This is a genomic window from Actinomadura violacea (assembly GCF_017573465.1).
Classification (GTDB): domain Bacteria; phylum Actinomycetota; class Actinomycetes; order Streptosporangiales; family Streptosporangiaceae; genus Spirillospora; species Spirillospora violacea.
The window spans coordinates 84,752-109,910 of the sequence record NZ_JAGEPF010000024.1 but is presented as its reverse complement, the minus strand read 5'-3'; the positions used below and the strand labels follow the sequence as shown (position 1 = coordinate 109,910).

At 70.6% G+C, this 25,159-nt stretch carries 23 protein-coding genes; 22 read left to right on the top strand and 1 reads right to left on the bottom strand.

Annotated elements, in window-relative coordinates; all coding sequences use genetic code 11:
• Positions 1-40 precede the first annotated feature (40 nt).
• Genes J4709_RS35685 through J4709_RS35670 form a run of 4 tightly spaced genes read left to right on the top strand, consistent with a single transcriptional unit; the run spans position 41 to position 3,964 of the window.
• The gene (locus J4709_RS35685) at positions 41-1,138 is read left to right on the top strand and encodes a hemolysin family protein (RefSeq protein WP_208247626.1); all 1,098 of its coding nucleotides are present in this window, start codon (positions 41-43) and stop codon (positions 1,136-1,138) included.
• A gap of 18 nt (positions 1,139-1,156) precedes the next feature.
• Complete coding sequence (gene trpS, locus J4709_RS35680) at positions 1,157-2,230, top strand: tryptophan--tRNA ligase (RefSeq protein ID WP_208247783.1); 1,074 nt, start codon at positions 1,157-1,159, stop codon at positions 2,228-2,230.
• Between the two features lie 26 nt (positions 2,231-2,256).
• Entirely contained in the window at positions 2,257-2,844 is a 588-nt protein-coding gene (locus J4709_RS35675; protein ID WP_307801834.1) for a 2'-5' RNA ligase family protein, read from the top strand.
• A 46-nt stretch (positions 2,845-2,890) separates the two neighbouring features.
• The gene (locus J4709_RS35670; RefSeq protein ID WP_208247624.1) at positions 2,891-3,964 is read left to right on the top strand and encodes a YihY/virulence factor BrkB family protein; all 1,074 of its coding nucleotides are present in this window, start codon (positions 2,891-2,893) and stop codon (positions 3,962-3,964) included.
• A gap of 6 nt (positions 3,965-3,970) precedes the next feature.
• Here the strand turns inward: J4709_RS35670 and J4709_RS35665 are convergent, their stop codons facing one another.
• On the bottom strand, positions 3,971-5,314 hold the full coding sequence (locus tag J4709_RS35665) for a D-alanyl-D-alanine carboxypeptidase family protein (protein WP_208247622.1): 1,344 nt from the start codon (positions 5,312-5,314) through the stop codon (positions 3,971-3,973).
• Between the two features lie 548 nt (positions 5,315-5,862).
• Between J4709_RS35665 and J4709_RS35660 the strand changes: the two genes are divergently transcribed.
• From J4709_RS35660 to J4709_RS35575, 18 genes are all read left to right on the top strand, one after another.
• Positions 5,863-7,029 carry a glutamate--cysteine ligase gene (locus J4709_RS35660; protein ID WP_208247620.1) on the top strand — a complete coding sequence of 389 codons (1,167 nt, stop codon included), beginning with the start codon at positions 5,863-5,865 and terminating at the stop codon, positions 7,027-7,029.
• Positions 7,030-7,327: 298 nt separating this feature from the next.
• A complete protein-coding gene (locus tag J4709_RS35655) occupies positions 7,328-8,647 on the top strand; it encodes a M20 family metallopeptidase (protein WP_208247778.1) in 1,320 nt (439 codons plus the stop codon).
• Positions 8,648-8,894: 247 nt separating this feature from the next.
• The gene (locus tag J4709_RS35650; RefSeq protein WP_232384546.1) at positions 8,895-9,956 is read left to right on the top strand and encodes a BMP family lipoprotein; all 1,062 of its coding nucleotides are present in this window, start codon (positions 8,895-8,897) and stop codon (positions 9,954-9,956) included.
• A 153-nt stretch (positions 9,957-10,109) separates the two neighbouring features.
• Complete coding sequence (locus J4709_RS35645; protein ID WP_372442187.1) at positions 10,110-11,648, top strand: ABC transporter ATP-binding protein; 1,539 nt, start codon at positions 10,110-10,112, stop codon at positions 11,646-11,648.
• Positions 11,645-13,066: an ABC transporter permease gene (locus tag J4709_RS35640; protein ID WP_232384545.1), complete on the top strand. Its 1,422-nt coding sequence runs from the start codon at positions 11,645-11,647 to the stop codon at positions 13,064-13,066. Before J4709_RS35645 ends, J4709_RS35640 begins: the two co-directional genes overlap by 4 nt.
• Positions 13,063-14,415 carry an ABC transporter permease gene (locus tag J4709_RS35635; protein WP_208247618.1) on the top strand — a complete coding sequence of 451 codons (1,353 nt, stop codon included), beginning with the start codon at positions 13,063-13,065 and terminating at the stop codon, positions 14,413-14,415. Before J4709_RS35640 ends, J4709_RS35635 begins: the two co-directional genes overlap by 4 nt.
• A gap of 112 nt (positions 14,416-14,527) precedes the next feature.
• On the top strand, positions 14,528-14,935 hold the full coding sequence (locus J4709_RS35630; RefSeq protein WP_208247616.1) for a cytidine deaminase: 408 nt from the start codon (positions 14,528-14,530) through the stop codon (positions 14,933-14,935).
• A gap of 53 nt (positions 14,936-14,988) precedes the next feature.
• Positions 14,989-16,263 carry a thymidine phosphorylase gene (locus J4709_RS35625; RefSeq protein WP_208247614.1) on the top strand — a complete coding sequence of 425 codons (1,275 nt, stop codon included), beginning with the start codon at positions 14,989-14,991 and terminating at the stop codon, positions 16,261-16,263.
• A gap of 200 nt (positions 16,264-16,463) precedes the next feature.
• Positions 16,464-16,787: a hypothetical protein gene (locus tag J4709_RS35620; protein ID WP_208247612.1), complete on the top strand. Its 324-nt coding sequence runs from the start codon at positions 16,464-16,466 to the stop codon at positions 16,785-16,787.
• Positions 16,788-16,918: 131 nt separating this feature from the next.
• Positions 16,919-17,824, top strand: coding sequence for an SCO6745 family protein (locus J4709_RS35615; RefSeq protein ID WP_232384544.1), 906 nt, complete (start codon positions 16,919-16,921; stop codon positions 17,822-17,824).
• 415 nt (positions 17,825-18,239) lie between these two features.
• On the top strand, positions 18,240-19,490 hold the full coding sequence (locus J4709_RS35610) for an HNH endonuclease signature motif containing protein (RefSeq protein ID WP_208247610.1): 1,251 nt from the start codon (positions 18,240-18,242) through the stop codon (positions 19,488-19,490).
• A gap of 107 nt (positions 19,491-19,597) precedes the next feature.
• Positions 19,598-20,227 carry a hypothetical protein gene (locus J4709_RS35605; protein ID WP_208247608.1) on the top strand — a complete coding sequence of 210 codons (630 nt, stop codon included), beginning with the start codon at positions 19,598-19,600 and terminating at the stop codon, positions 20,225-20,227.
• 791 nt (positions 20,228-21,018) lie between these two features.
• Positions 21,019-21,237, top strand: a complete 219-nt coding sequence (locus tag J4709_RS35600; RefSeq protein ID WP_208247606.1) for a hypothetical protein — start codon at positions 21,019-21,021, stop codon at positions 21,235-21,237.
• A 254-nt stretch (positions 21,238-21,491) separates the two neighbouring features.
• On the top strand, positions 21,492-22,604 hold the full coding sequence (locus J4709_RS35595; protein ID WP_208247605.1) for an alpha/beta hydrolase: 1,113 nt from the start codon (positions 21,492-21,494) through the stop codon (positions 22,602-22,604).
• Positions 22,586-23,122 (top strand): hypothetical protein, encoded by a 537-nt coding sequence (locus J4709_RS35590; RefSeq protein ID WP_208247604.1) that lies wholly within the window; start codon positions 22,586-22,588, stop codon positions 23,120-23,122. The genes J4709_RS35595 and J4709_RS35590 overlap by 19 nt, the downstream gene beginning before the upstream one ends.
• Before the next feature lie 58 nt (positions 23,123-23,180).
• Positions 23,181-23,594, top strand: coding sequence for a hypothetical protein (locus J4709_RS35585; protein WP_208247603.1), 414 nt, complete (start codon positions 23,181-23,183; stop codon positions 23,592-23,594).
• 52 nt (positions 23,595-23,646) lie between these two features.
• On the top strand, positions 23,647-24,003 hold the full coding sequence (locus tag J4709_RS35580) for a cupin domain-containing protein (RefSeq protein WP_208247602.1): 357 nt from the start codon (positions 23,647-23,649) through the stop codon (positions 24,001-24,003).
• Positions 24,004-24,064: 61 nt separating this feature from the next.
• The gene (locus J4709_RS35575; RefSeq protein WP_208247601.1) at positions 24,065-25,156 is read left to right on the top strand and encodes an adenosine deaminase; all 1,092 of its coding nucleotides are present in this window, start codon (positions 24,065-24,067) and stop codon (positions 25,154-25,156) included.
• Positions 25,157-25,159 lie beyond the last annotated feature (3 nt).

The window sequence follows — 25,159 nt, the reverse complement described above, 5'->3', positions numbered from 1 at the left end:
GGCCCGGCTATCCGGGGCCCGGAACGGGAAGGTTCACCCCATGGACCGGACGTCCGGCGCCGAGCCCGCGCCCGTTCCGGCGGCGTTGCGGCCGCCGGGGCGGCTCGCGCGGCCGCTGGTGTGGCTGCTGTCCGCCTCCGCCGACCTGGTGGTGCGGCTGTCGGGCGGCGACCCGAGCGCGCTGCGCGAGGAGCCGACCGCCGAGCGGATGCGGGCGCTCGTGGCGGAGAACACGCAGATCGCCGCGGACGAGCGCGCCCTGATTGAGGAGGTGTTCGCGGCGGGGGAGCGGCCGCTGCGGGAGGTGCTGGTGCCGCGCACCGAGGTGGTGTTCCTGGACGCGGCGCTGCCGGTGGCGACGGCGGCGCGGGCCGCGGCGGGCAGCCCGCACTCGCGGTTCCCGGTGTGCCGCGGCTCGCACGACGAGGTGATCGGCTTCGTGCACATCCGCGACCTGCTCGTCCCCGAGGACCGGGACGGCGCCCCGGCCGGCGGTGCCCCGGCCGACGGTTCTATGGCCGATGGGGTGCGGCCGGTGGGGTCGCTGGTGCGGCCGGTGAAGTTCCTGCCGGCCTCGCAGCGGGTGCTGCCGGTGCTGTCGGAGATGCGGCGGGAGGGCTGCCACCTGGCGATCGTCATGGACGAGTACGGCGGCGTCGCCGGGATCGTCACCCTCGAGGACCTGATGGAGGAGCTGATCGGCGACATCCGCGACGAATATGATGTCCAGGACGCGCAGGCGCGGCGCCTGCACGGCGGCGTGGTCGAGGTCGACGGCCTGCTCAACCTGGACGACTTCGCCGCCGAGACCGGCATCCGGTTGCCGGCCGGGCCGTACGAGACGGTCGCCGGGCACATCATGGCGGTGCTCGGCCGCGTGCCCGCCGAGGGCGACTCGGTGCGGTCCGCGGACCGGGAGCTGCGGGTGGCCCGGATGGAGGGCCGGCGGGTGGCCCGCGTGCGCGTCACGCCGCGGGCGGCGCCCCAGGCGGCACTGCAGGCGGTCCCGCCGGCGGCGCGGTGGTCAGCGCGGCCGGCGGTGCGGCCCGCGGTGCCGGCGACGCCCGTGCCCCCGGCCGCGGCCCCGCGGCCGGCCGGCGACGCCGCCACCGGCGGCGGAGCCTCCGACGACACCTGAGAGAATCGGTCCGTGCACATGCCCGAAGCGTCCAGCCCCGCAGAGTCCGGCCCCACGGCGGCCGGCGCGCCCGCCCCGCGGGTGCTCTCCGGCATCCAGCCCACCGCCGACTCCTTCCACCTCGGCAACTACCTGGGCGCGTTGCGGCAGTGGGTGTCGCTCCAGGACGCGCACGAGGCGTTCTACTGCGTGGTCGACCTGCACGCGATCACCGTGGAGCACGACCCCGAGCTGCTGCGGCGCCGCACCCGCGTGTCGGCCGCGCAGCTGATCGCGATGGGCGTCGACCCGGGCCGCGCCGCGCTGTTCGTGCAGAGCCACGTCCCCGAGCACGCCGAGCTGGCGTGGGTGCTCGGCTGCCTCACCGGGTTCGGCGAGGCGAGCCGGATGACCCAGTTCAAGGACAAGTCGACCAAGCAGGGGTCGTCGGCGACGAGCGTCGGGCTGTTCACCTACCCGGTCCTGCAGGCCGCCGACATCCTGCTGTACACCCCGGAGCCCGGGAGCACGGTGCTGCGCGTCCCGGTCGGCGAGGACCAGCGGCAGCACCTGGAGCTGACCAGGACGCTCGCGCAGCGGTTCAACCACCGGTTCGGCGAGACGTTCGTGGCGCCGGAGGCGCACATCCCGGCGGGCGCCGCGAAGATCACCGACCTGCAGGAGCCGGACGCGAAGATGAGCAAGTCGGCGTCCTCGCCGCAGGGCATCATCGACGTGCTGGAGGAGCCCGGCCCGATGCGCAAGAAGATCATGCGCGCGGTCACCGACACCGGCTCCGAGGTCGTCTACGACGAGGAGAAGAAGGCCGGCGTCACCAACCTGCTGCGGATCTACTCCGCGCTGGACGGCACGCCGATCCCCGACCTGGAGGCCAAGTACGCGGGGTCCGGCTACGGCCAGTTCAAGAAGGACCTCGCCGAGGTCGTCCTCGGCACGTTCACCCCGATCCGGGAGCGCACCGCCGAGCTGCTGGACGACCCGGCCGAGCTCGACCGGATCCTGGAGCGGGGCGCCGAGCACGCCGGGGCGGTCGCCGCGCGCACGATGGAGACCGTCCGCGAACGGGTCGGCTTCGTGGGACGCGGTCGCTGACCGTGGCCGGCGAGGGGGCCGGGCCCGTGCCCGCGGACACCTTCGTGGGGATGCCCGCGGGCCAGGCCGGCGGCGTCCGGATGATCGGGGTGGCGATCCCGGTCCCCGAGCCGTACGGCACGCAGCTGCAGCGCACCCGCGCGTCCTACGGCGACCCCCTCGCCACCGCGATCCCGACGCACATCACGCTGATGCCGCCGACCGAGGTCGCCGCGGGCGAGCTCGAGGCGATCGAGGCGCATCTGCTGGGCGTCGCGCATTCGGAGCGTCCGTTCCGCATCCGCTTGCGCGGCAGCGGAACGTTCCGACCGGTGTCCCCGGTCGTGTTCGTGGCGCTGGCGCAGGGAATCGGCGGCTGTGAGCGCGTCCAGGCGAAGGTCGCGTCGGGGCCGCTCGCGCGGCCGCTGCCGTTCCCGTACCACCCGCACATCACCATCGCCCACCACCTGCCCGACGACGTGATGGACCGCGCGTACAAGGACATGTCCGGCTACCGCTCCGAGTTCGAGGCGTGGGGCTTCTCGCTGTACGAGCACGGCCTGGACGGCGTCTGGCGGCCGCAATGCGATTTCCTGTTCGGCAATGGGAAACGCCACTCAACGTTCAACGGTTGATTACCGTCCGCCGCATCGAGCGGCAAGGGTTGGGTACGTTGCGTACATGCGGCAGGTGATCAACGGGGTTCAGCGGCGGACCGAGGCACTGCTGGAGGCCGGGAAGGACCTGCTCGGCGCGGCGCGCGCCCGCTGGCGCTGGTTCGACCACCTCGCCCGCGCGTTCGAGCGCTACCAGGAGCGCCGCGGCGACCGGCTCGCCGCCGCCCTGACCTGCTACGGGTTCCTGTCGTTCTTCCCGCTGCTCGCGCTGGCGTACTCGCTGCTCGGCTACCTGGTGGGGATCAGCACGCAGGCCCGCGACTACTTCGTCAAGGCCGTCCGGGAGCTGCTGCCGGGCCTGTCGGACCAGCTGCAGGTGGAGCAGATCGCCCAGTCCAAGGCGGCGGTCGGCGTCGTCGGCCTGGTCGCGCTGCTGTTCACCGGGCTCGGCTGGGTGCAGGTGCTGCGCGAGTCGCTCCGCGACATCTGGGGCAACCCGCCCACCGGCGGCGGCAACTTCTTCCTCAAGCGGCTGTGGGACCTGGCCGTGCTCGCCTTCCTCGGCGTCGTCCTCATCTGCGGGATGGCGGTGTCGGCGGTCACCTCGTCGGCGACCCACACCGTGCTCGGCTGGTTCTCGCTGCAGCACGTCCCGGGCGCCGGCACCGGGCTGCGGCTGCTGTCGCTGGCCTGCGCCGTCGCGTTCGACACGGTGATCTTCCTGGTGCTGTTCACCCGGCTGTCGGGGACGATCGCGCCGTGGCGGCGGATCATCCGCGGCGCGCTGTTCGGCGCGCTCGGGCTGGAGCTGCTCAAGCAGGTCGCGACGCTGCTGATCGGCCGGACGACGCAGAACCCGGTCTACGCCTCGTTCGCCGTCCTCGTCGGCCTGATGGTGTGGATCAACATCGTGTCCCGGTTCACGCTGTTCGTCGCCGCGTGGACGGCGACCCGCCGCGTCGTGCTGACGGCCGACGCGGCGGACCCGGAGAACGTCGCCGAACAGGAGATCGGCGAACTGCGGGAACCCCGTGAGCCCCGGGAACCCCGTGAGGCCCGTGAACCGAAGGAGCCGAAGGAACCGGGGGAGCCGCGGGAACCGAAGCGGGACGGCGGCGCGACGGCCCGGGCGTCCTGACCGGCGCTAGCGCGCCCCGTCGTTGTACGAGCCGTCGTCGTAAGGGGCTTCGTTGTACGAGGCGTCGTTGTACGGCTCACTGTGGGAACGGCCGCCGTTGTAGGGCCCCTCGTTGGCGGGCCCGTGGTCGTAGGGCGCCCCGTAATCGCGGGCACTCCCCGCGGGCCCGGAGCCCCCAGGGCCCCCGGCCGGACGCGGCGCCGGGTGGCGGCGCCGGCGGCGGTACACCGCGAACAGCACGCCGATGGCCAGCAGCGCGCCGAGCGTCCCGCCGCCGATCTCGTAGCCGAGCGCGGACGAGCCGCCCGAGGAGTCCAGCGAGGTGCCGGGCAGCACGCCGCCCGACTCGCCGTCGGCGTGCTTCTTCGCCTGGGCGTTGCCCGGCGCGGCCAGCGTGCCGACCGGCTGCACCTTGCCGCGCGCGGCGAAGCCCCAGTCCAGCAGCTTGGCGGCGGCCTGGAACGGCGAGGTCTCGCCGTGCATCACCGAGACGATGATCGTGTGCCCGTCGCGGCGCGCCTCGGCGACGTAGGTCTGCTGGGCGTGCACGGTGTAGCCGTTCTTGCCGCCGAGCATGCCCCGGTAGCCGTACTTCTGGCCCGGCAGCAGCTTGTTGTGCGTGAAGATCGGATAGCCGCCGACCTTCTTGTGCTTCTTCTTCTCCTTCTTGGTCGGCGGCGCCGGGAAGTGGAACTGCGTGGCCTGCACGTACGTCCGGAACTGCGGGCTCTTCATCGCCTCCCGCAGGAACAGCACCAGGTCGTAGGCCGAGGTGTGCTGGGTGTGCACGTTGAGGCCGTAGTCGACGTCGAGACCGTTCGGCGACGCGGCGAGCGTGTCGTCGGCGTGCAGGTACTTCGCCTCGGTGTTCATGTCGGCGATGGTCTTGCGCATGCCGCCGTTGGCCTCGGCGAGCGTGACCGCCGCGTCGTTCGCCGACATCATCATCAGCGCGTGGAACAGGTCGGAGACCTTGTACTTCATCGACGGCGTCAGCCCGACCTTGGTGCCCTCGACGTCGCACGCCTTCTGCGAGGGCTGGACGAGCCGGTTCGGGTCGAGCTTGGTGACGAGCGTCGCCGAGGTCAGCGTCTTCAGCGTGCTGGCCGGCAGGTACTGCCCGTGCGGGTCCTTGGCGGCCAGCACCTCGCCGGTGTCGGCGTCGGCGACCAGGTAGGAGGAGAACTTCAGCTTCGGCAGCGCGGCGACGCCGGGCGCCGTGTTCAGCACGATGCCGCGGCTCGCCAGCTGGGGCCCGCCGACGGGGTCGCCGTGCGGCGCCGCGGCGGCCGGGCCCGCGGCGGCGGCCGGGGGCGCCAGCAGGCAGGCCGCGGCCAGCGGCGCGATCATCGGCACAGTGATCACCGGTACGGCGCGCCGGACTCCGGTCCGCCCCTGTCGTCCTGCTCGCAAGCTTCCGACGCTCCTCAGTCCCGCGGCCGTTCCGCCCCGCACGCCCATGGCTCCCCCGAAGACTAGGCGACACATCCGGCGAAGGGGTACCCGACCGTGAAGACGGCAAGCTCGGGACGGATGAGGCGTATGGTGCATTAGACGATTTTTGTGGCGCTTATGACTACTCACGGTAGGTAAGCGGACGCTAGGGTCGGTCACCGTCCGTCGCCGCAGGTATTTTGGGTCCGGCGGACTAGTTCGATCGAGTGGTGTCGGGTACATGATCAATGACCGAAAAGTAGGGGACGCACGGGCCTGCGGGCCGCCCGTACGAGTCAATTGATCCGCGAAGGGCACGGAGTCCGGCGTGGTGGCGGGCGCGGGCGCCATGATGGTGTGAACACGTGACCTGGACCGGCGTTTGTCCAGGCTTAGGGACCCGCTGGCTAAATTGCGCCACGTGCCACGCAACGACCTGCAAGGATTGTGGACGGAGGTTGGCCGTGGCCATTGAGTTCAACGCATCGAGGGGCACGACGCTCGGCGTCGAGTGGGAGATCCAGCTCGTCGATGCGGAGACCCGGCACCTGCGGCAGGACGCGCGCCAGGTGCTGGCCGCGCTGCCGTCGCTCAGCGAGGGCGGCGAGATCCCCAAGGTCCGGCACGAGCTCATGGAGTCCACCGTCGAGGTGGTGACCGGGATCTGCCACACCGTCGGCGAGGCCAAGAACGACCTCGCGGCCACCCTCGGCGAGCTGCGCACCGCCGCCGCCGACCGCGGCATCGCGCTCGCCTGCACCGGCACCCACCCGATCAGCGACTGGCGCGACGCGGTGATGGCCCCGACGCAGCGCTACGCCGACCTGGTCGAGCAGATGCAGTGGCTGGCCCGGCGCATCCAGACCTTCGGCGTGCACGTCCACGTGGGCGTCTCCGACGGCGCCAAGGCGATCCCGATCGTGAACGCGCTGTCGGCCTACCTGCCGCACTTCCTGGCGCTCACCGCGTCCAGCCCGTTCTGGAGCGGCGCCGACACCGGGCTGGCGTCCTGCCGGGCGGTCGTCTTCGGTCAGCTGCCGACGGCCGGTCCTCCCCACTTGCTGGACGATTGGGCGGCCTTCGAGGATTACATGGACACCCTGATGCGCGCCGGAACCATCCGGAGCATCAAGGAGGTGTGGTGGGACATCCGCCCCCACCCGGACTTCGGCACCGTCGAGATCCGGATGTTCGACGGGATCCCCACCATGCGCGAGGTCGGCATGGCGGCGGCGCTGTGCCAGAGCCTGGTCACGCTGTTCGAGCAGCAGCTCGACCGGGGCTACACGCTGCCGCGGCCGGCCGCGTGGGTCGTGCGCGACAACAAGTGGCGCGCGACCCGCTACGGGCTCGACGCCATCGTCATCACCGACGACGGCGGCAACACCGCACCGCTGCGCGACGACCTGTACGAGCTGATCCGCGAGCTGGAGCCGGTCGCCGACCGGCTCGGCTGCGCCGAGGAGCTCAAGGTCGCCGGCGAGGTCCTGGAGAACGGGGCCCCCTACGAGCGGCAGCGCGCGATCCGCGCGGGCGGCGGCTCGCTGGAGAACATCGTCGACGCGGCGGTCACCGAACTCGCCGAGGACAGGTTCGTCGCGCTGGGGGAGGTCGTCCATGCCGGGGCCTGAGCAGCCGCACCGGCCGGACGGGCGCCCCGAGGGAACCGCGGCGGACGCGTCCGGCGGGAAAACCGCGTCCGGCGGGAAGACCGCGCCGGGCGAGAACAACGCGCCGGGCGAGAACACCGCTCCGGACGAGCACAGAGCGGGCGCCGGCGGCGCCGGGGCCCGCGACGACAGCGGTGACGCCGGCAACGCGGGCGGCACCGGCGGAACACGAGGGAACGTCCGCGCGGCCGGCAGCGGCGGCGCGGAGGAGAACACCGGGCGGCGGCCCAGCGGCCCCGCCCTCGCGCAGGGGGCGCACATGACACAACCGGGACCCGGGGTGATGCCCGGCCTTGAACCACCGACCGCCCCGGGACCGCACGGCCCCGAGGGCAGCGAGCGCCCGGCCGCGCTGCGGCCGCAGCTCGAGGTGTTCCTCGCCCGTCACGAGGAGGAGCTCGTCGCGTTCCGCCGCGACCTGCACATGCACCCCGAGCTGGGCTACAACGAGCACCGCACCACCGCGCGGATCGCCGAGCGGCTGCGCCTCGCCGGGCTCGAACCGCGGATCCTGCCGAAGGGCACCGGGCTGTTCTGCGACATCGGCCCGGGCGACGGCCCGACGATCGCGCTGCGCGCCGACATCGACGCGCTGCCGCTGCAGGACGAGAAGGAGGACGTGCCGTACCGGTCGACCGTGCCGGGCGTCGCGCACGCCTGCGGGCACGACGCGCACACCACGATGGTGCTGGGCGCCGGGCTGTTCCTCGCGCAGCAGGCCGAGGCGGGGCTGCTGCCCGGCCGGGTCCGGCTGCTGTTCCAGCCGGCCGAGGAGACCCCGGGCGGGGCGCTGGACGTGATGGCGGCCGGCGGCATCGCCGGGGTGGACCGCGCGTTCGCGCTGCACTGCGACCCGCGCATCGAGGTCGGCGAGCTGGGACTGCGCTCCGGGCCGATCACCGCGGCCTGCGACAAGGTGTACGTGAAGGTGACCGGCCCCGGCGGGCACACCGCCCGGCCGCACCTGACCGCCGACCTCGTCTACGCGCTCGCCAAGATCGTCACCGAGCTGCCGGCGGCGCTGTCGCGGCGGGTCGACCCGCGCTCCAGCCTGTCGCTGGTGTGGGGCCGGGTGTCGGCCGGGTCGGTCGCCAACGCGATCCCCGACGACGGCGTCGCCGAGGGCACCGTCCGCTGCCTGGACGACGAGGCGTGGCACCGCGCGCCGGAGATGATGAAGGCGCTGCTGCAGTCGGTCGCCGCCGCTTACGACGTCGAGGCGTCGCTGGAGTACGTCCGCGGCGTCCCGCCGACGGTGAACGAGGCGGCGAGCGTGCAGATGTTCCGGGACGCGGCCGCGCAGGTCCTCGAACCGGAGGGCGTCGTGCCGACGCCGCAGAGCCTCGGCGGCGAGGACTTCGGCTGGTACCTGGAGTCGATCCCGGGCGCGCTCGCCCGGCTCGGCGTCCGCACGCCCGGCTCGCCCGGCGAGTACGACCTGCACCGCGGCGACTTCGACGTCGACGAGCGGTGCATCCCGGTCGGGGTGCGGGTGCTCGCGGCGACCGCGCTGACCGCGCTGTGGGACGGCGCCCGCCCGGCCGACCCCGAGACGGTCGAGGGCGCCACGCTGGCGTGACGGCCGGGGCCCGCCGCCCAGCCCACGGCGGGCCCCCGTCCGGTCCCCGTCCGGGGTCCGGCTCCGGAGCGTTACCGGACACCGTCGTCCGTGCGCTGACCTGTGGCGATATGCGTACGCATTGGTAACGGACGCATTGCGAAACGGTGCAACCTGGCAGTTTTCCACCATCGGCGGGGTAGCGTCCCATCGATTTCGGTGGCCGAGCGGCCGCCGATCCCGTGTGGGGAACGGAAGGAGCGCTACCTTGCGCCGTGGACTGAAGATCACTCTCGTCACCGTGACGGGTGCGGCGCTGACGCTGGGCGGCGCTTCCGCGTGCGGTGGCAAGAAGGCCGGCGGTGACAGCGGCGGCGACAACGGCAAGAAGACCCTCAAGGTCGGCCTGGCGTTCGACATCGGCGGCCGCGGCGACCAGTCGTTCAACGACTCGGCGGCGGCCGGCCTCTCGAAGGCCGAGAAGGACCTGCACGTCACCACCAAGGAGATCTCCGCGCAGCCGGACGAGCCCGACTCCGACAAGGAGTCGCGCCTGCGGCTGCTCGCCAGCACCGGCTACAACCCGGTCATCGGCGTCGGCTTCTCCTACACCGCGTCGCTGCTGAAGGTCGCCAAGGCGTTCCCGAACACCAAGTTCTTCGTCGTCGACGCCGACGGCTGCAAGGTCGAGGGCGCCAACGTCGCCGGCTCCTGCTTCTCCGAGGAGCAGGGCTCGTTCCTGGTCGGCGCCGCCGCGGCGCTGAAGTCCAAGACCGGCAAGATCGGCTTCATCGGCGGCGTGGACGTGCCGCTGATCCAGAAGTTCTTCGCCGGCTACCAGGCGGGCGCCAAGAAGGCCAAGCCCGGCATCACCGTGCTGCCGCCCAAGTACCTGACCGAGCCGCCGAACTTCAACGGCTTCAAGGACACCGGCCTCGGCAACGAGGCCGCCAAGGGCCAGCTCGACAAGGGCGCGGACGTCATCTACCACGCCGCGGGCGGCGCCGGCATCGGCGTCATCAAGACCGTCGGCGCGGCCGGCAAGTGGGCCATCGGCGTCGACTCCGACCAGTACAACCAGCCCGCCGTCGCCGACGTGAAGACGCACATCCTCACCTCGATGGTCAAGCACGTCGACCTGTCGGTGTTCAACTTCGTCGAGTCGGTCGCGAACAACCAGTTCAAGGCCGGCACGGTGCAGTACGACCTGAAGAACGACGGCGTCGGCTACGCCACCTCCGGCGGCAACGTCGACGACATCAAGGCCAAGCTGGACGACCTGAAGGCGCAGATCGTCGCCGGCAAGATCACCGTCCCGACCAAGCCGTAGCGCGGACCGGGCGGGCGGCCCCGGCGTGCGCCGGAGCCGCCCCGCCCGGCCGTCTCCCGGCCAGGGGCGCGCCGCCCGGGCCGCGTCGCCGACGCGACGCCGCCCGCCGCGCGCGCCCTGACCGCGTACCCCGAGGCAGGAGGAGGGGCACTCGTGCCTGACCAGGTGCCGGCCGTGCGGCTGACATCGATCACCAAGCGGTTCCCCGGCGTCGTCGCCAACCGCGACATCAACCTGAGCATCGAGCCCGGCGAGGTGCACGCGCTCTGCGGCGAGAACGGCGCGGGCAAGTCCACGCTGATGAAGATCCTCTACGGGATGCAGCGGCCGGACGAGGGCACCATCGAGATCGGCGGGGAGCAGGTGTCGTTCCGCACCCCCGCCGACGCGATCGCCCGCGGCATCGGGATGGTGCACCAGCACTTCAAGCTGGCCGACAACCTGACCGTGCTGGAGAACGTCATCCTCGGCGCGGAACCCCGCGCCAAGGGCTGGCTGCGCGGCCGCATCGACTTCGCCGCCGCCCGCGCCCGCATCCGCGAGATGTCGAAGGCGTACGGGCTGCGCGTCGACCCAGACGTCCTCGTCGAGACGCTCGGCGTCGGCGAGCGGCAGCGCGTCGAGATCCTCAAGGTCCTGTACCGGGGCGCCCGCGTGCTGATCCTGGACGAGCCCACCGCGGTGCTCGTCCCGCAGGAGGTCGAGGAGCTGTTCGGCAACCTGCGGGAGCTGCGCGCCGAGGGCCTCACCGTGCTGTTCATCTCGCACAAGCTGGACGAGGTGCTGTCGGTCGCCGACACCATCTCGGTGATCCGGCGCGGCACCACCGTCGCGACGCGGCTCGACCCCTCCGAGGTCACCTCGCGGCGGCTCGCCGAGCTGATGGTCGGCTCGCAGCTTCCCACCCCGGAGCTGCGCGACTCGACCGTCACCGAGGACGTCCAGCTGGCGGTCGGCGGGCTGACGGTCCTCACCCCGCAGGGCCGTCCCGTCGTCGACGACGTCTCGCTGCGGATCCGCCGCGGCGAGATCGTCGGGCTGGCGGGCGTCGAGGGCAACGGGCAGAGCGAGCTGATCGAGGCGATCATGGGCCTGCGGTCCGCGGACGCCGGCACGATCGCCTACGGCGGCGAGGACATCGCGCACTGGCCGACGCGGCGCCGCCGCGAGGCCGGCATCGCCTACATTCCCGAGGACCGGCACCGGCACGGGCTCGTGCTGGAGGCGTCGCTGTGGGAGAACCGGGTGCTCGGCCACCAGACGCAGCGCCCGAACGTCCGCGGCCCCTGGGTGGACCGGCGCGGCGCCCGCCGCGACACCACCCGGATCGTCCGCGAGTACGACGTCCGGACGCCCGGGATCGACGTGCCCGCCGCCGCGCTGTCGGGCGGCAACCAGCAGAAGCTGATCGTCGGACGGGAGATGTCCGGCGAGCCGCGGCTGCTGATCGCCGCACACCCGACCCGCGGCATCGACGTCGGCGCCCAGGCCGCCATCTGGGACTACCTGCGGCAGGCCCGCGCCGACGGGCTCGCCGTGCTGCTGATCAGCGCCGATCTTGAGGAACTCATCGGAATGTCCGACACCCTGCACGTGATCCTGCGGGGCCGGCTGGTCGCGGAGGTCGATCCGCGGACGGTCACCCCGGAGGAGCTCGGCTCCGCCATGACCGGCGCCGGAGACCCGTCATGACCGGCCCCACCCCCGAAGACCCCACCCCCGACCGCCCGAACGAGCCGTCCGGAGAGGACGCCCCGCCCAACCCGGAAACGGCGCCCGCTCCTTCGGGAGGGCCGTCCGGCGAGGCCGCGGCGTCCGAACCGGGTACGTCCTCCAAGCCCGACGCGGAGTCCAAGGCGGGCGCGGAGTCCGGGCGGGTAGAGGTGCCGCGGCCGGCGGAGCCTGATCCTTCGGAGGGCGGGGCGCCGCCGAAGCAGGGGCCGGAGCCGGTGCCGTCGTGGAAGGCGATCCTGCGCGGGCTCGGGCCGACGGGGCTCGGGCTGAAGATCGGCGCGCCGATCCTCGCGCTGCTGATCTCGCTCGGCATCACGATGGTCCTGCTCCGGCTCACCGGGGCCGACCCCGTCAGCGCCGTGCAGAGCATGGTCGACTACGGCACGCAGCAGCACTCCATCGTCGACATCATCAACCGCGCCACCCGGTACTACCTGTCGGCGGTCGCGGTCGCGATCGGCTTCCGGATGGCGCTGCTGAACATCGGCGTGGACGGCCAGTACCGGCTCGCCGCGTTCCTGGCGGCGGCGCTCGGCGGCGCGGTCTCGCTGCCGGCGCCGTTCGGGCAGATCCTGGTGATCGTCGCGGCGGTGCTGGTCGGTGGGCTGTGGGCGGCGATCGCGGGCGTGCTGAAGGTGACCCGCGGGGTCAGCGAGGTGCTGTCCACGATCATGCTGAACGCGATCGCCACCGGCGTGATCGCCTACCTGCTGAACGACAAGCGGCTCGCCGAGTCCCGGCCGAACAGCAACGACGTCGCGACGGCGACGATCCCGCACTCGGGACGCGTCGGCCCGCTGAACGGCTTCCTGTCGTCGATCGGCATCAACCTTCCCGGTGCGGTGTACGGGCTGCTGCCCCTGGCGATCGTCGTCGGCATCGTGTTCTGGGTCGTGATCAACTACACCCGGTTCGGGTTCGACCTGAAGATCTCCGGGCTGTCCCCGTCGGCCGCGCAGGCCAGCGGCGTCAGCGCCAAGCGGATGATCGTGATCACGATGGTGGCGTCCGGCGCGGTGGCCGGGCTGATCGGCATCCCGGGGCTGCTCGGCGAGTCCTACGACTACTCGCTGAACTTCCCGGCGGGCCTCGGCTTCACCGGCATCACCGTGGCGCTGCTCGGCCGCAACCATCCGGCGGGGATCGCGCTCGCGTCACTGCTGTTCGCCTTCCTCGACCAGACCTCCGACATCCTCCAGGAGGTCGAGGTGCCCAAGGAGATCGTCGGGGTGATGCAGGGCGTCGTCGTGCTGACCGTCGTCATCGTCTACGAGCTCGTCCGGCGCTGGGAGATCCGGTTGCAGCAGCGGTCCGTCGCCGCGGAGCTGGCCACCGGCCATGACCTGGCCCGCGAGGCCGCTGGGAGCACCTCATGACCGCGACCGAGACCGCCGCGCCGGCCAAGGCCGGGAACGGCAAGTTCCGGCTGCGCTGGCCGCACCACCTGATGATCGCGGCGGGCCTGCTGGTGCTGCTGTCGCTGGTCCGGGTGATCGACGGGGCCGACGACGTCACCTCCAGCGGCACCGTCAGCGCCGCGCTGCGGCTGGCCGTGCCGATCTTCCTCGCCGGGCTCGGCGGGCTGTGGGCGGAACGCTCCGGCGTGATCAACATCGGGCTCGAGGGCATGATGATCCTCGGGACCTGGACCGGCGCGTGGGCGGGCTACCAGTGGGGTCCCTGGATCGGGGTGCTGTTCGGCATCCTCGGCGGCGCCCTCGGCGGGCTGCTGCACGCCATCGCGACCGTCACGTTCGGCGTCGACCACATCGTGTCCGGTGTCGCGATCAACATCCTCGGGCTCGGCCTCACCCAGTTCCTGGCCGGGCTGATCTTCAACGTCGGGCACGCGAAGGACCTCGGCGGCGGGCCCCGGCAGTCGCCGCCGATCGACCCGATCAAGACGCTGACGCTGCCGGTGCTGTCCGGCGGCAGGATCGGCGGCTGGACGAGCCCGGACTGGCTCGGGTCGCTGGAGAAGCACCACTGGTTCCTGGTGTCGGACATCGCGGGCATCCTTCGAGGGGTGACGAACGGGCTGTCCCTGCTCACCCTGGTCTGCCTGCTGCTGATCCCGCTGACTTTCCTGATCCTGTGGAAAACTCCGTTCGGGCTGCGGATCCGGTCCTGCGGCGAGGACCCGTACGCGGCCGAGTCCCTCGGCGTGTCCGTGTACCGGATGAAGTACGCGGCCGTCATCATCTCGGGCGGGTTCTCCGGCCTCGCGGGCGCGTTCCTCGTCACCGTCGCCGCGTCCCTCTACCAGGACGGGCAGACCGGCGGACGCGGCTACATCGGCCTCGCGTCCATGATCTTCGGCAACTGGCGTCCGGGCGGGCTCGCCGCCGGGTCGCTGCTGTTCGGCTACACCGACGCGATGAACGTGCGCGGCGGCGGCCAGTCCGTGCACGCGCTGCTGCTGTTCGTCACGATCCTGCTGGTCGGCGTCGCCGTGTGGCAGGGGGTGCGGGCCAACCGGCTCCGCTCGCAGATCGTGACGGACCTCGGGCGGCGCGAGGTCCGCGGCGCCTACGTCGGCGCGGTGCTGTCGCTGGTCGCGGCTGCGGCGCTGCTCGTCTGGTTCCTGCTGAGCGACGAGGTCCCGGGCGAACTGGTGTCGTTCAGCCCGCACCTGACGACGCTGCTCGTCCTCGCGCTGGCCAGCCAGCGGCTGCGGATGCCCGCCGCCGACGGGCTGCGGTACCGCCGCGGCGAGGCCCGCTGACCGGACCGGGCTTCTGCCGAGCGGGCTTCCGCTGACGGGGGCGCTGCGGGCGTCTTCCCAGGTGTTCTTCGACGGCGTCCTGTACGGGCGTCTCCTGAGAGATCATGAAGGTATGAGCGACATCGACTGGCCTGCCCTGCGCACCGCCGCGCGAGAGGCGATGGAGCGCGCGTACGCGCCCTACTCCGGGTTCCCGGTGGGCGCGGCGGCGCTGGTGGACGACGGGCGCGTCATCACCGGCTGCAATGTCGAGAACGCCTCGTACGGGGTCGGGCTGTGCGCCGAGTGCTCCCTGGTGTCGGCGCTGCACGGGCCCGGGAAGGGCGGGTCGCCGCGGCTCGTCGCGGTGTCGGTCGTCGACCGGCACGGCGACCCGCTGATGCCGTGCGGGCGCTGCCGCCAGCTGCTGTGGGAGCACGGCGGCGCCCCGATGCTGCTGGAGACCGTCCGCGGCATCCTGCCCATGTCGGACGTCCTGCCCGACGCGTTCGGGCCCGACGACCTCACGTCCCGGGCCTGACCGCCCGGTCTTCCACGACCCCTGCCGAACGTTTTCCGAGCTGAGAGGACACTGTGGACGCCATCGACGTCATCCGCAGCAAGCGCGACGGCGGAACGCTCACCGCCGAGCAGATCGACTGGGCGGTGGACGCCTACACCCGCGGCGCGATCGCCGAGGAGCAGATGGCGTCGCTGGCGATGGCGATCCTGCTGAACGGCATGACCCGCGCCGAGGTCGCCCGCTGGACCGAGGCGATGATCCGGTCCGGCGAGCGGATGGACTGGTCGGCGCTGGACCGTCCCACCACCGACAAGCACTCCACCGGAGGCGTCGGAGACAAGATCACGCTGCCGCTGGCGCCGGTGGTCGCGGCGTGCGGCGCGGCCGTCCCGCAGCTGTCCGGGCGGGGCCTCGGCCACACCGGCGGCACCCTGGACAAGCTGGAGTCGATCCCCGGCTGGCGCGCGTCGCTCTCCAACGCCGAGATGCTGGACGTGCTGCGCTCGACCGGCGCGGTGATCTGCGCCGCCGGCAGCGGCCTCGCGCCCGCCGACCGCAAGCTGTACGCGCTGCGCGACGTCACCGGGACCGTCGAGTCGATCCCGCTCATCGCGTCCTCGATCATGTCCAAGAAGATCGCGGAGGGGACCGGGGCGCTGGTCCTGGACGTCAAGGTCGGGTCCGGCGCGTTCATGAAGACGCCGGAGACGGCGCGCGAGCTCGCCGAGACGATGGTCGCGATCGGCACCGACCACGGGCTGCGGACGGTCGCGCTGCTGACCGCCATGGACCGGCCGCTCGGCAACGCGGTCGGCAACGCCGTCGAGGTGGCGGAGTCGGTCGATGTGCTGGCCGGGGGCGGGCCGTCCGACGTGGTGGAGCTGACGCTGACGCTGGCGCGGGAGATGCTGGCCGCGGCCGGCGTCTCCGGGAAGGACCCGGCGGACGCGCTGAAGGACGGGTCCGCCATGGACGTGTGGCGGCGGATGATCAGCGCCCAGGGCGGGGACCCGGACGCGGCGCTGCCGTCCGCGCGCGAGAACCACGTCATCGCGGCACCGTCGTCGGGTGTGCTGACCCGTTTGGACGCCTACGGTGTCGGAGTGGCCGCCTGGAGGCTCGGCGCCGGGCGCGCGCGCAAGGAGGACCCGGTGTCGTTCGCCGCCGGCATCACCTGCCACGCCAAGCCCGGTGACCGCGTCACGGCGGGGCAGCCGCTGCTGACTCTGCACGCCGACGACGAGTCTCGCTTCGCGCGCGCTTTGGAGTCGCTGGACGGCGCGTACTCGGTCGAAGAGGACGGCACGCCCGACCTTCATCCTCTTATCCTCGACCGCATCTCCTAGATGTTGTGCAGGGGCTGGACGCCTTCTCCGTAGACGCCAGGGCTGACGTCGTCTCTGTGCTGCGCGCCGCTCTGAGGGCGGCCCAGAAGGAGTGGACGCGTTTTCGTGGTGTCCCGCTGCGATGGATCGTCTGTGACGCCTCTGCGACAGGGGCGGAGACGCGAGCCCATGTGCGAAGGCCCGCGCATGAGGAACTCGGTGTGGACTGGGACCGGCTGAGGGGCGAGCACTCCTTCTGGCCTGCCGTCCATGCGAAGGCTCGTACTTGCCGTTGCGCCGCCCTCGTCTACGGAGATGCGCTGCCATCCCGTACCTGGGGCGGGCTCGGCGTGCTGGTGGGCCTCGTCGCCCGCGAACTGCCTGTTCTGGACGGTGAGGTCCGCGTTCTCGTCGAGCACCGGACGGGGGAGCGGGCCTCTTTCCGCTTCCCCGTCACGTACCGGCGGGTTCTGCTGCGTCGCCTCGTGTACGTGGATGACGTCTGGGTGCTTCTTCGTCGCGCGTTGGGGGCTGAGGGTGCCTGATTCTCTGAACCTTCCGAACTAGACATTGACAAGATGCCGGTCCGGGGTGAAGCTGGACGCGAATCTAGTCACTGACAAGTTCGAGGTGATGAAAGATGGGCATGACACATGACTTGAGCACCGTCCGGCAGATGTGGCAGCTCCTGGAGCCCGTCCATGCCGTTCTTTACTACGCGCCCGAGGCCTCCGAAGAGGCCGCGGCCTTGGGATATGCCGTCGACGAGCGGTGGCCGAGCTACTTTCCCTACCGAGCCGCTCCGCTGGGGGAGGTGGACGCGCAGACCGTGAGCGATCTCTTCTACAGCTTCAACCCGGCAATGGTGGAGCGCTACATGGAGCCGGCCTGGCGGACGGCGTCGCCCGGCCGGGTCCTGGCCGCTCGCCGAATCGCCATGGACCGGGTGCTGCGCCGGATCCTGGGCGATCGGATCGGCTCGCCGGAACTCGAGCAAGCCGCCCGGACTGCGCGCCGTGTCGCCGAGGCGGCAGATATGGCGGGCCGTCCGATGGCCGCCGCCAACGCCGCGCTGCCCTGGCCGGACGAGCCGCACCTGGTGCTGTGGCAGGCCGCCACCATCCTGCGGGAGCATCGGGGAGACGGGCACATCGCGGCGCTGCATGCTCACGACATCGGACCCATCGAGTCGCTCGTCTCGCATGCGGCGGTCGGGGCCGCTCCCGTCGACGTCTTCGCCAGCCGGCAATGGACCGTCGAGCAATGGGCCGCCGCCCGGGACCGCCTCACCGCCCGCGGTCTGGTACACGCCAAAGAAGAAGCGGCTGGCGGTGTTCGGGACGGGGAAAGTGGGCGCGCCGGTGAAGTGCGTGCGACGGAAGAGGGGGTTCGGGTTCGCGCCGCGATCGAGAAGCAGACCGACGAACTCGCCGCCGGTCCGTGGGATCTGCTCGCGTCCGTTGAGGTGAAGGAGTTGGCGGATCTGCTGATGCCCATCGTTCTCGATATCGTCGGTACCGGGCTCCTTCCGATGCAGAGCACGCTCGGAATCGGCATGAATTACGATTACGGGCGACTCTAGGTCTTCTTGTCGGTGGCGGTTTTTCGGGTTCGAGGGTGATTGGTTCTTGGGCGATCGGATTTCGGGCGATCGGATTTCGGGCGGTGGGGGCGGCGCTGGCGTACGGGGCCGCCCCTCCAAAGTCAAGGGCGCCTTCGGCGTCGCTGCGCGATGGACTTCGTCCACCCTTGACTTTGGAGCCTCTGCGGCCCCTGAGGCAGCGTTAGGGGCAGGCTCCGCCTGCCCCGCCTGGTCGCGCCGCCCCCACCGCCCGCCCACGTCAGGGGCAAAGGAGCGAGTCCAGCCCTCGCGGATTTGCAATTCCTGGGGCTTATGTCGGCCGGATAGGTATAGCTGGCTATACCTATCCGCGAGGTGACAACAATACGTCCCAATTCTCGCCATCAACCGTCCAGTTGAGCGATATGCTTTACCTATGCGTTCAGCCCGAGTCGATCTCGATGATGCGTCCACCATGGAATTGGTGAACGCGCTCTCGAGCATCGCGGCTGAACTCGCAGCCCGGGAAGCTCCGGAATCGGCCGCCGCCTGCCTCGAGATCACGGAAGCTCTGGCGGCCGCCACCGATCTGCAGGAAAGCGCGCTCGCGACTCTCATCGGCCGGGTGGACGCCGCCGGAGAGCAGCAGCGGTGGGGATATCCCTCCACCCGGGCATGGCTCCGCTCCAAGCTCGGCATGCGAGAAAGCCGCGCCAAGGAGCGCCTGACCCTCGCGCGCCAACGGCACCGGATCCCGGAGGTCGCCAAGCGGCTGGCGGCCGGAGACCTGTCCTACGGGTACGCCACCACGATTGCCGACTCGGTCGCACGGCTGGAGGACACCGACTGCGCGCAAGCCGAGGCCACACTCCTGGACATGGCCGACCAGGGCTTCTCCGCCGGGAAGGTCGCCCCGTTCGGGCAACGCATCCGCGACGTCATCGCCGAACGCGACGGCACAGAGGACGCCCCCGACGCAGACACCAAGCACGGCTACGACAAGTCGTGGATCACCACCACGCGTTCACTCGACGGCGGCCGCTACATCAAAGGCTGGCTGAACCCCGAGGACGCCGCGATCTGGGACGGCACCCTCGCTCCGCTGGCCAAGCCGGCCGGGCCCGACGACCGCCGGGACGTGAGCGAGCGCACCGCAGCGGCCCTGTCCAGCGTCCTGTCGGGCGGGCACAAGGCCACCAAGGTCACCGTGATCTGCGACCTTGAGACGCTGACCGGCGGCAATGCTCCGGCCCGCCTCACCGACGGGACACCGATCCCCGCCGCCCAAGCCCGCCGCATCGCTCTCGCCGCCGGAGTGTCACCCCTCCTGCTGGGACGAGGCAACACCCCGCTCTACCTGGGCCACCGGGAACGGTTCGCCTCCGCAGCCCAACGCCAGGTGTTGGAAACCCTCTATCCAACCTGCGCGGTACGCGAATGCGAAACCCCCGGGACGCTGTGCGAAGTGGACCATGTCGGCGGATGGGCACTCGGTAGGTCACCCACCGACATCGATCAACTCGCCCTCACCTGCGGATGGCACAACCGGTTCAAGCACACCAGCCCCAATCAGATCCACATCGCCAAAGATCAAGACGGGCGCTACGTCTACCGGCTACTTCCGCCACCGGATGCGGCGGTGCCTCGCGCTACCAGTCCGCCGAGCGGCTTCGATTGGGCTGCCTGATGGCGCCAGGCCGTACTCCAAGCCCGGAGTGCGGCCTGGAGGCGCGGGCATTGAGTGAGACGGCTGGTTACGGTGGGCTGCATCAACGGTCTGGACGGGGGATCTGCGTGGACGAACGCGACAGGCTGGCCGCTCAGGTCCGGGCGGCGCTGGAAGGCAGCTGCGACGGTTCTCGCACGGCACTTCTGGGATCGCTCGCGGCCGGCACGGCGGACGCCTACAGCGATATCGACGTGGAATGGATCGTCCCTGACGCCCGGTTCAATTCGAGCTTGGAGTCTCTTCGCGTCGTCCTGAACGAAGTGCAACCGGTGGCGGATGTGCGTTTCGATCCGGACTTCCTTCACTCTGACCGGCGCCGACTTGTCTTCGTGCGGTTCCGTGACGTCCCGCTGTTCTGGCGGCTCGATCTGTCGGTGCGTGCGAGTTCAGTGGACGAGGATTATGACCAGGACGAACCGCGCGCACGCGCCAGGGACGGGGAGTGGTCGCGTCCGACCAGCGCGCTCGCGAACGCGATCGGCGCGGTGAAGGCCGTTGCGCGGCGCCGTCCCGACGATGCCCGTGGCCTCATCGACCGGGGGTTCGCCCGTATCGGCTCGCCGGACCGGGCGACCGGCGCTTGGGTCGACGACGTCGCCCGGCTGGCCCGGGCGGCAGCGGCCCGTGAGCCCCGCCTCCGTGACCTCGCTGACGAGGCCGTCGCCCTGGCCAACGAGCATCTCGTCCATCCCTGACGCACCTGGGGGGAGTGGCCGGGTGCGCGCGACAGGCGCTCATGGCGCCTAACGCGCGTGGGCGTACATGGCCGAAGTGTTCGTGCAGGTGGTGCTGCCATGTGAGTGTTGCGGCATAAGTGGTAACTCATGCCCTTCTCGGCACTCACTTGACCGCCTCATGACACTTGGACATCATCTGTGTCGGCCTGTACGTGAAAGGGAGCATGGGCGTGACCGAGAACTCGATCCACCATTTGCTTAACACCACCTACAACCCGGCTCCACCGAACCCGGCACGGCGTGTCTCACCGGCCCCGCGTCGGGCCTGGAGGGGCCGGCACCTCGGCGATGGATCCGACCGCGCTGCGCAATGCGGCGAAGGCGATTCCTGAGATGGAGTCGCAGGTCCGCAACGCGGCACGGGCATTTCCTGGCGACACGGACAAAGCTGCGGCGGCCTTGGGGGAAGGCTGGGCCGCCGGGGCGGCGATGCGGAGGATCTCGACCGAGTGGTCGCAGGCACTCCGACGGCTCGGCCTTCCTCGGTGATGCGGTGACGAGAAGCGCCACGAACCGTCAGTGGGCCGAGACGGAGATCCAGAGAAGGATCGCTCAGATCCGTACGGGAGTCCGCTGAGGATGGTGTCCTTCGGCCAGTTGCGGAACGCGAAGATCGGCGAGCTGGACGCCGCCTGGCGGGCCTGGCGCGAGCAGGTGGAACTCTTGAGCAGGCAGAGGACGCCTACCAGGAAAGGTTCCTCCAAGGTGTGCGCGGCGCGAGGTGGCAGGGGAAGGACGCCGAAGCGGCCATGGGAGCGCTTCTGCCGGTGCGGCCCCGGATCCGTGTGTCCGCCGGTGAGGGAGCGGCGATCGCCAGCGTCCTCAACAGTGCGCAGGGAAAGTTCGCGGCGGCCCAGCGCCGGCTGAACGACGCGATCGGTAAGGCGGAGGGCAACTACCTGAAAGTCGGGCCCGACGGCTCCATACACTATCCGGAGGCGCTGCCGCCCCGTTTTGCGAGCTGGTAGGAACTCCAGCAGGTGGCGCGGAATCTCCAAGGCGAGATGGCCGCCGCAGTCAAGGACGCCACGGCAGCCGACAACGAAATCGCTGCCGCTCTGCACGGGCCGCAGGTACTCGATGCCAGGAATCCGCTGTCCCAGCTTCAGAAGGACGCGGGACTGCCGGCTTCGACCAGAACAACATCCCGCCCAAGGGCGTCAAGGACCCGAAGGGCATCGCCGCCCGGTGGAAGAACCTTCCAGAGGAGCAACGGCACCTCATGATGGACGCCTACCCGGAGAAGGTGGGCTGGATGGACGGCATCCCGTCGGAGGACCGGAACGAGGCCAATCGGAACCGGCTGGAGAGCCGACTCACCGAACTGCAGGCCAAGGGCGGCGGCCTTACTCCTTTCGAGAAGCGCGGCCTCGACCGGCTGACCAAACTGAACGACGCCATCACGAAGTACGAGCGGAAGGGCCAAGACCTCTACCTCCTCGGCCTCGACTTCACGACGATGGAAAAGGCCGAACGCAGGGACGGCAAGGGCTCCGATGGTCGTGCGATCGTGGCTTTCGGTAATCCCGACACAGCGACCAACACCTCGGTTTACGTCCCCGGGACGACGGAGAACCTCGATGGCTTCCCGAAGAGCATGAACCGAGCCTTCAACCTGCACGAGGCCGCAGGCATCTACTCGAAGGGGCCCGTTTCGAGCATCGCGTGGCTCGGGTACGACGCTCCCGACGACATCGTCAAGGACGCGCCGTTCGGTAACTATGCGGACGCCGGAGGACCGAAGCTCAACGGGTTCGTGGACGGCCTGCGGGAGGCGCAGGCGGGCGCCGGCAATCCGAACGGCCACATGACCGCGGTCGGGCACAGTTACGGCACCACGGTGATCGGTGAGGCGGCCAGGCATCCGGGTGACAGGCTCCAGGTCAACGACATCATGGTCGCCGGGAGCCCTGGAATGCGGGTCGAGCGCGCGTCGGATCTCGGTATCGGTGCCGGGCACGTCTACTCGCAGGAGGCGTCCGGGGATCCGGTCCCGAGCATCGGACGGCCCGGGCACGGCGGCCCGTTCACCACCGGGGGCGGCGGCGAGGGGCTCTTTCCCGGCCCGAGACCCGAATGGCCGACCGTCCCCAGCGATCGGGAGTTCGGCGGCCACCGGCTCATCACGGACGGCGATGGTCACAGCGCCTACTGGAATGAAAGGGGCGCGGACGGGGATCCCTATACCTTCGCCGGTCCGAGCGCGAGCCTCGACCAGCAGGCGCGAGTGATCGCAGGCACCTACGCCGACAACGACCCGAACAATGATCCCACTTTTTATGGTGACGGCGGTCCGGGAGAGAAGAAGGAAACTTGGTGGCAAAAGTTCTTCTGATTGTCAATGGTGCTCTGATCACTGCCTGTGCCGTGTCGGTCGTGTCGGGATGTGCGGCGACCGGGAAGTATCCGAAAAGGGATCCCAGGGAGGTCGGTGACAGAGTTGAGCGCCTCCACCAGGAGATGCTGCGAGCGCTGACCGCGAAGCCTGTCTCCGACAGCGGGACGAAGGCCCGGCCGTGCTACGAGGACTGGCGAAAGAAGAAGAAGGTGAAAATGCGGGAAGATGACCCGTGGAAGATCGATTATGATCAGTTCGAGTTCGGTGTCTCCGTTGTCGTGCCGGTGCAGGAGCAGGCGCAGGCTCGGTCGCTATATGACGCACTCGTGCGAAACCTGCAAGCGGGCGCCGGCTGGAAAGCCGGGGAATCGCATAACACGGCGGGCATCGTGTCGGGGGTCGAGGCCGGAAAGCAGGGCGTGCACCTGAGTGCTTTTGATACGCCCGATGGCCGCGGCGGCCGCACCGTCTACGCGAACTTGCAGACCGACTGTTATCGGCATCCCGATGCCTGAGGCAGGGGGTCTGCGGGCCGAGTCTCCGAGGGTGGCGGCGGCGCGGGTGGGTGAGTTGGTGACGGTGATCGCGGACAGCCTGGCCGGGCGGGCGGAGTTGAACAAGGCGCCCGGTGAGGTCGGCCCTCAACCGTGCGGCGTCGACGTCTCTCCGGTCGTCCCGGCAGAGCCTGAACGGTCCGGAGAGCTCTGGTACCTCGACTACAGCCCGTACGTGATGATGTACATCGGTTACGCCGACCTGCCGTCGGGGACGTCGCCCGCCTCGCTGATCGGTCACGTGCGGGATCGGCTGGTGGCGGCGGGCTGGCGCACGTTGAGCGCGACCGATGGGCCGGAGTCCGAGGTGGTGATCGAGTCGGGAGACCCGGGGTACGGGGCGCGGCTCGTCGGGGTGGAGCGGGAGCCGGGACCGCGGGTCGGCGTGTACGTGGTGTCACCCTGCTTTCGGTGTTCGGAAGGGGGGTGTTGACCCTGGTCAGGCGTGGTGGAAGCGTGGGTGGTGATGACGAGGGGGGATCGTCATGATGGAGATCAAGAGCATTGAGAAGCCGGATGACCGGCGCGACTTCCCCAGGGGGCACGTGGAGGTCGTGAACATGTCCGGGCTGGTGTTCGGCAAGGCGACGTTCGAGCCGGGGTGGCGCTGGACGGAGTCCCTCAGGGACATCGCGGGCACCGAGCTCTGCGAGGTGCACCACAACGGGTACGTCGTCGGCGGCAGGATGCGGATACGGACGAAGGACGGCGCCGAGCAGGAGGTCGGGCCCGGTGACGTGTTCGTGCTGTCGCCCGGGCACGACGCGTGGGTCGTCGGGGACGAGCCGTGCGTGGTGTTCGACTTCGCCGGGAACATCGGGGAGTACGCGAAGGCGCACTGAGGCGGATGTTCGGCGGGAGTTGCCGAGGTCGGACGGGGTCCGCGGGCAGTAGATTCTAGAGATGGACGATCGGCCGACTCTTGAGGACATCCGCCGGGCACCGAAGGTGCTGCTGCACGACCACCTCGACGGTGGCGTCCGGCCCGCGACCATCGTGGACCTGGCGCGGGACGGCGGGTACGAGGGGCTGCCCACCACGGACCCGGAGAACCTGCGGGCGTGGTTCGAGGAGGCCTCCAACTCCGGGTCGCTGGAACGGTACCTGGAGACGTTCTCGCACACCGTCGGGGTGATGCAGTCCGTCGAGGCGCTGACGCGGGTGGCGTACGAGTGCGCCGAGGATCTGGCGGCCGACGGGATGGTGTACGCGGAGGTGCGGTATGCGCCGGAGCAGCATCTGAGCGGTGGCCTGACGCTGGAGCAGGTCGTCGAGGCGGTGCTGGACGGGTTCGCGAAGGCCAGGCAGGACTTCGGGATCCGGGTCGGGACGCTGGTGACGGCGATGCGGCACCAGGCGCGGTCGATGGAGATCGCGGAGCTGGCCGTGCGGTACCGGGACCTCGGCGTGGTCGGGTTCGACATCGCGGGCGCGGAGGCGGGCTACCCGCCGACCCGTCATCTGGACGCGTTCGAGTACCTGCAGCGGGAGAACGCGCACTTCACCATCCATGCGGGGGAGGGGTTCGGGCTGCCGTCGATCTGGCAGGCGATCCAGTGGTGCGGTGCGGACCGGCTCGGGCACGGGGTGCGGATCATCGACGACATCGAGGTGGACGGCGGCGAGGCGCGGCTGGGGCGGCTGGCCGGGTACGTCAGGGACAAGCGGATCCCGCTGGAGATGTGCCCGACGTCGAACATCCAGACGGGGGCGGCGAAGTCGATCGAGGAGCATCCGATCGGGCTGCTGCGGCGGCTGAGCTTCCGGGTGACGGTGAACACCGACAACCGGCTGATGAGCGGGACGACGCTGTCGCGGGAGTTCGCGAAGCTGCGGGACGCGTTCGGGTACGGGTGGGACGACCTGCAGTGGTTCACGGTGAACGCGATGAAGTCGGCGTTCGTGCCGTTCAACGAGCGGCTGGAACTGATCAACGGGGTGATCAAGCCCGGATTCGCGCAGCTCAAGTGGAGCGGCGCCAGGCCCCTGGCATGATCG

Coding starts and splice junctions, on each gene's coding strand:
- J4709_RS35610 (WP_208247610.1), top strand. CDS start 18,240: ATGCGTTCAGCCCGAGTCGATCTCGATGATGCGTCCACCATGGAATTG.
- J4709_RS35655 (WP_208247778.1), top strand. CDS start 7,328: ATGACACAACCGGGACCCGGGGTGATGCCCGGCCTTGAACCACCGACC.
- J4709_RS35600 (WP_208247606.1), top strand. CDS start 21,019: ATGGGAGCGCTTCTGCCGGTGCGGCCCCGGATCCGTGTGTCCGCCGGT.
- J4709_RS35630 (WP_208247616.1), top strand. CDS start 14,528: ATGAGCGACATCGACTGGCCTGCCCTGCGCACCGCCGCGCGAGAGGCG.
- J4709_RS35665 (WP_208247622.1), bottom strand. CDS start 5,314: ATGATCGCGCCGCTGGCCGCGGCCTGCCTGCTGGCGCCCCCGGCCGCC.
- J4709_RS35595 (WP_208247605.1), top strand. CDS start 21,492: ATGATGGACGCCTACCCGGAGAAGGTGGGCTGGATGGACGGCATCCCG.
- J4709_RS35575 (WP_208247601.1), top strand. CDS start 24,065: ATGGACGATCGGCCGACTCTTGAGGACATCCGCCGGGCACCGAAGGTG.
- trpS (WP_208247783.1), top strand. CDS start 1,157: ATGCCCGAAGCGTCCAGCCCCGCAGAGTCCGGCCCCACGGCGGCCGGC.
- J4709_RS35670 (WP_208247624.1), top strand. CDS start 2,891: ATGCGGCAGGTGATCAACGGGGTTCAGCGGCGGACCGAGGCACTGCTG.
- J4709_RS35615 (WP_232384544.1), top strand. CDS start 16,919: ATGTGGCAGCTCCTGGAGCCCGTCCATGCCGTTCTTTACTACGCGCCC.
- J4709_RS35640 (WP_232384545.1), top strand. CDS start 11,645: ATGACCGGCCCCACCCCCGAAGACCCCACCCCCGACCGCCCGAACGAG.
- J4709_RS35635 (WP_208247618.1), top strand. CDS start 13,063: ATGACCGCGACCGAGACCGCCGCGCCGGCCAAGGCCGGGAACGGCAAG.
- J4709_RS35580 (WP_208247602.1), top strand. CDS start 23,647: ATGATGGAGATCAAGAGCATTGAGAAGCCGGATGACCGGCGCGACTTC.
- J4709_RS35685 (WP_208247626.1), top strand. CDS start 41: ATGGACCGGACGTCCGGCGCCGAGCCCGCGCCCGTTCCGGCGGCGTTG.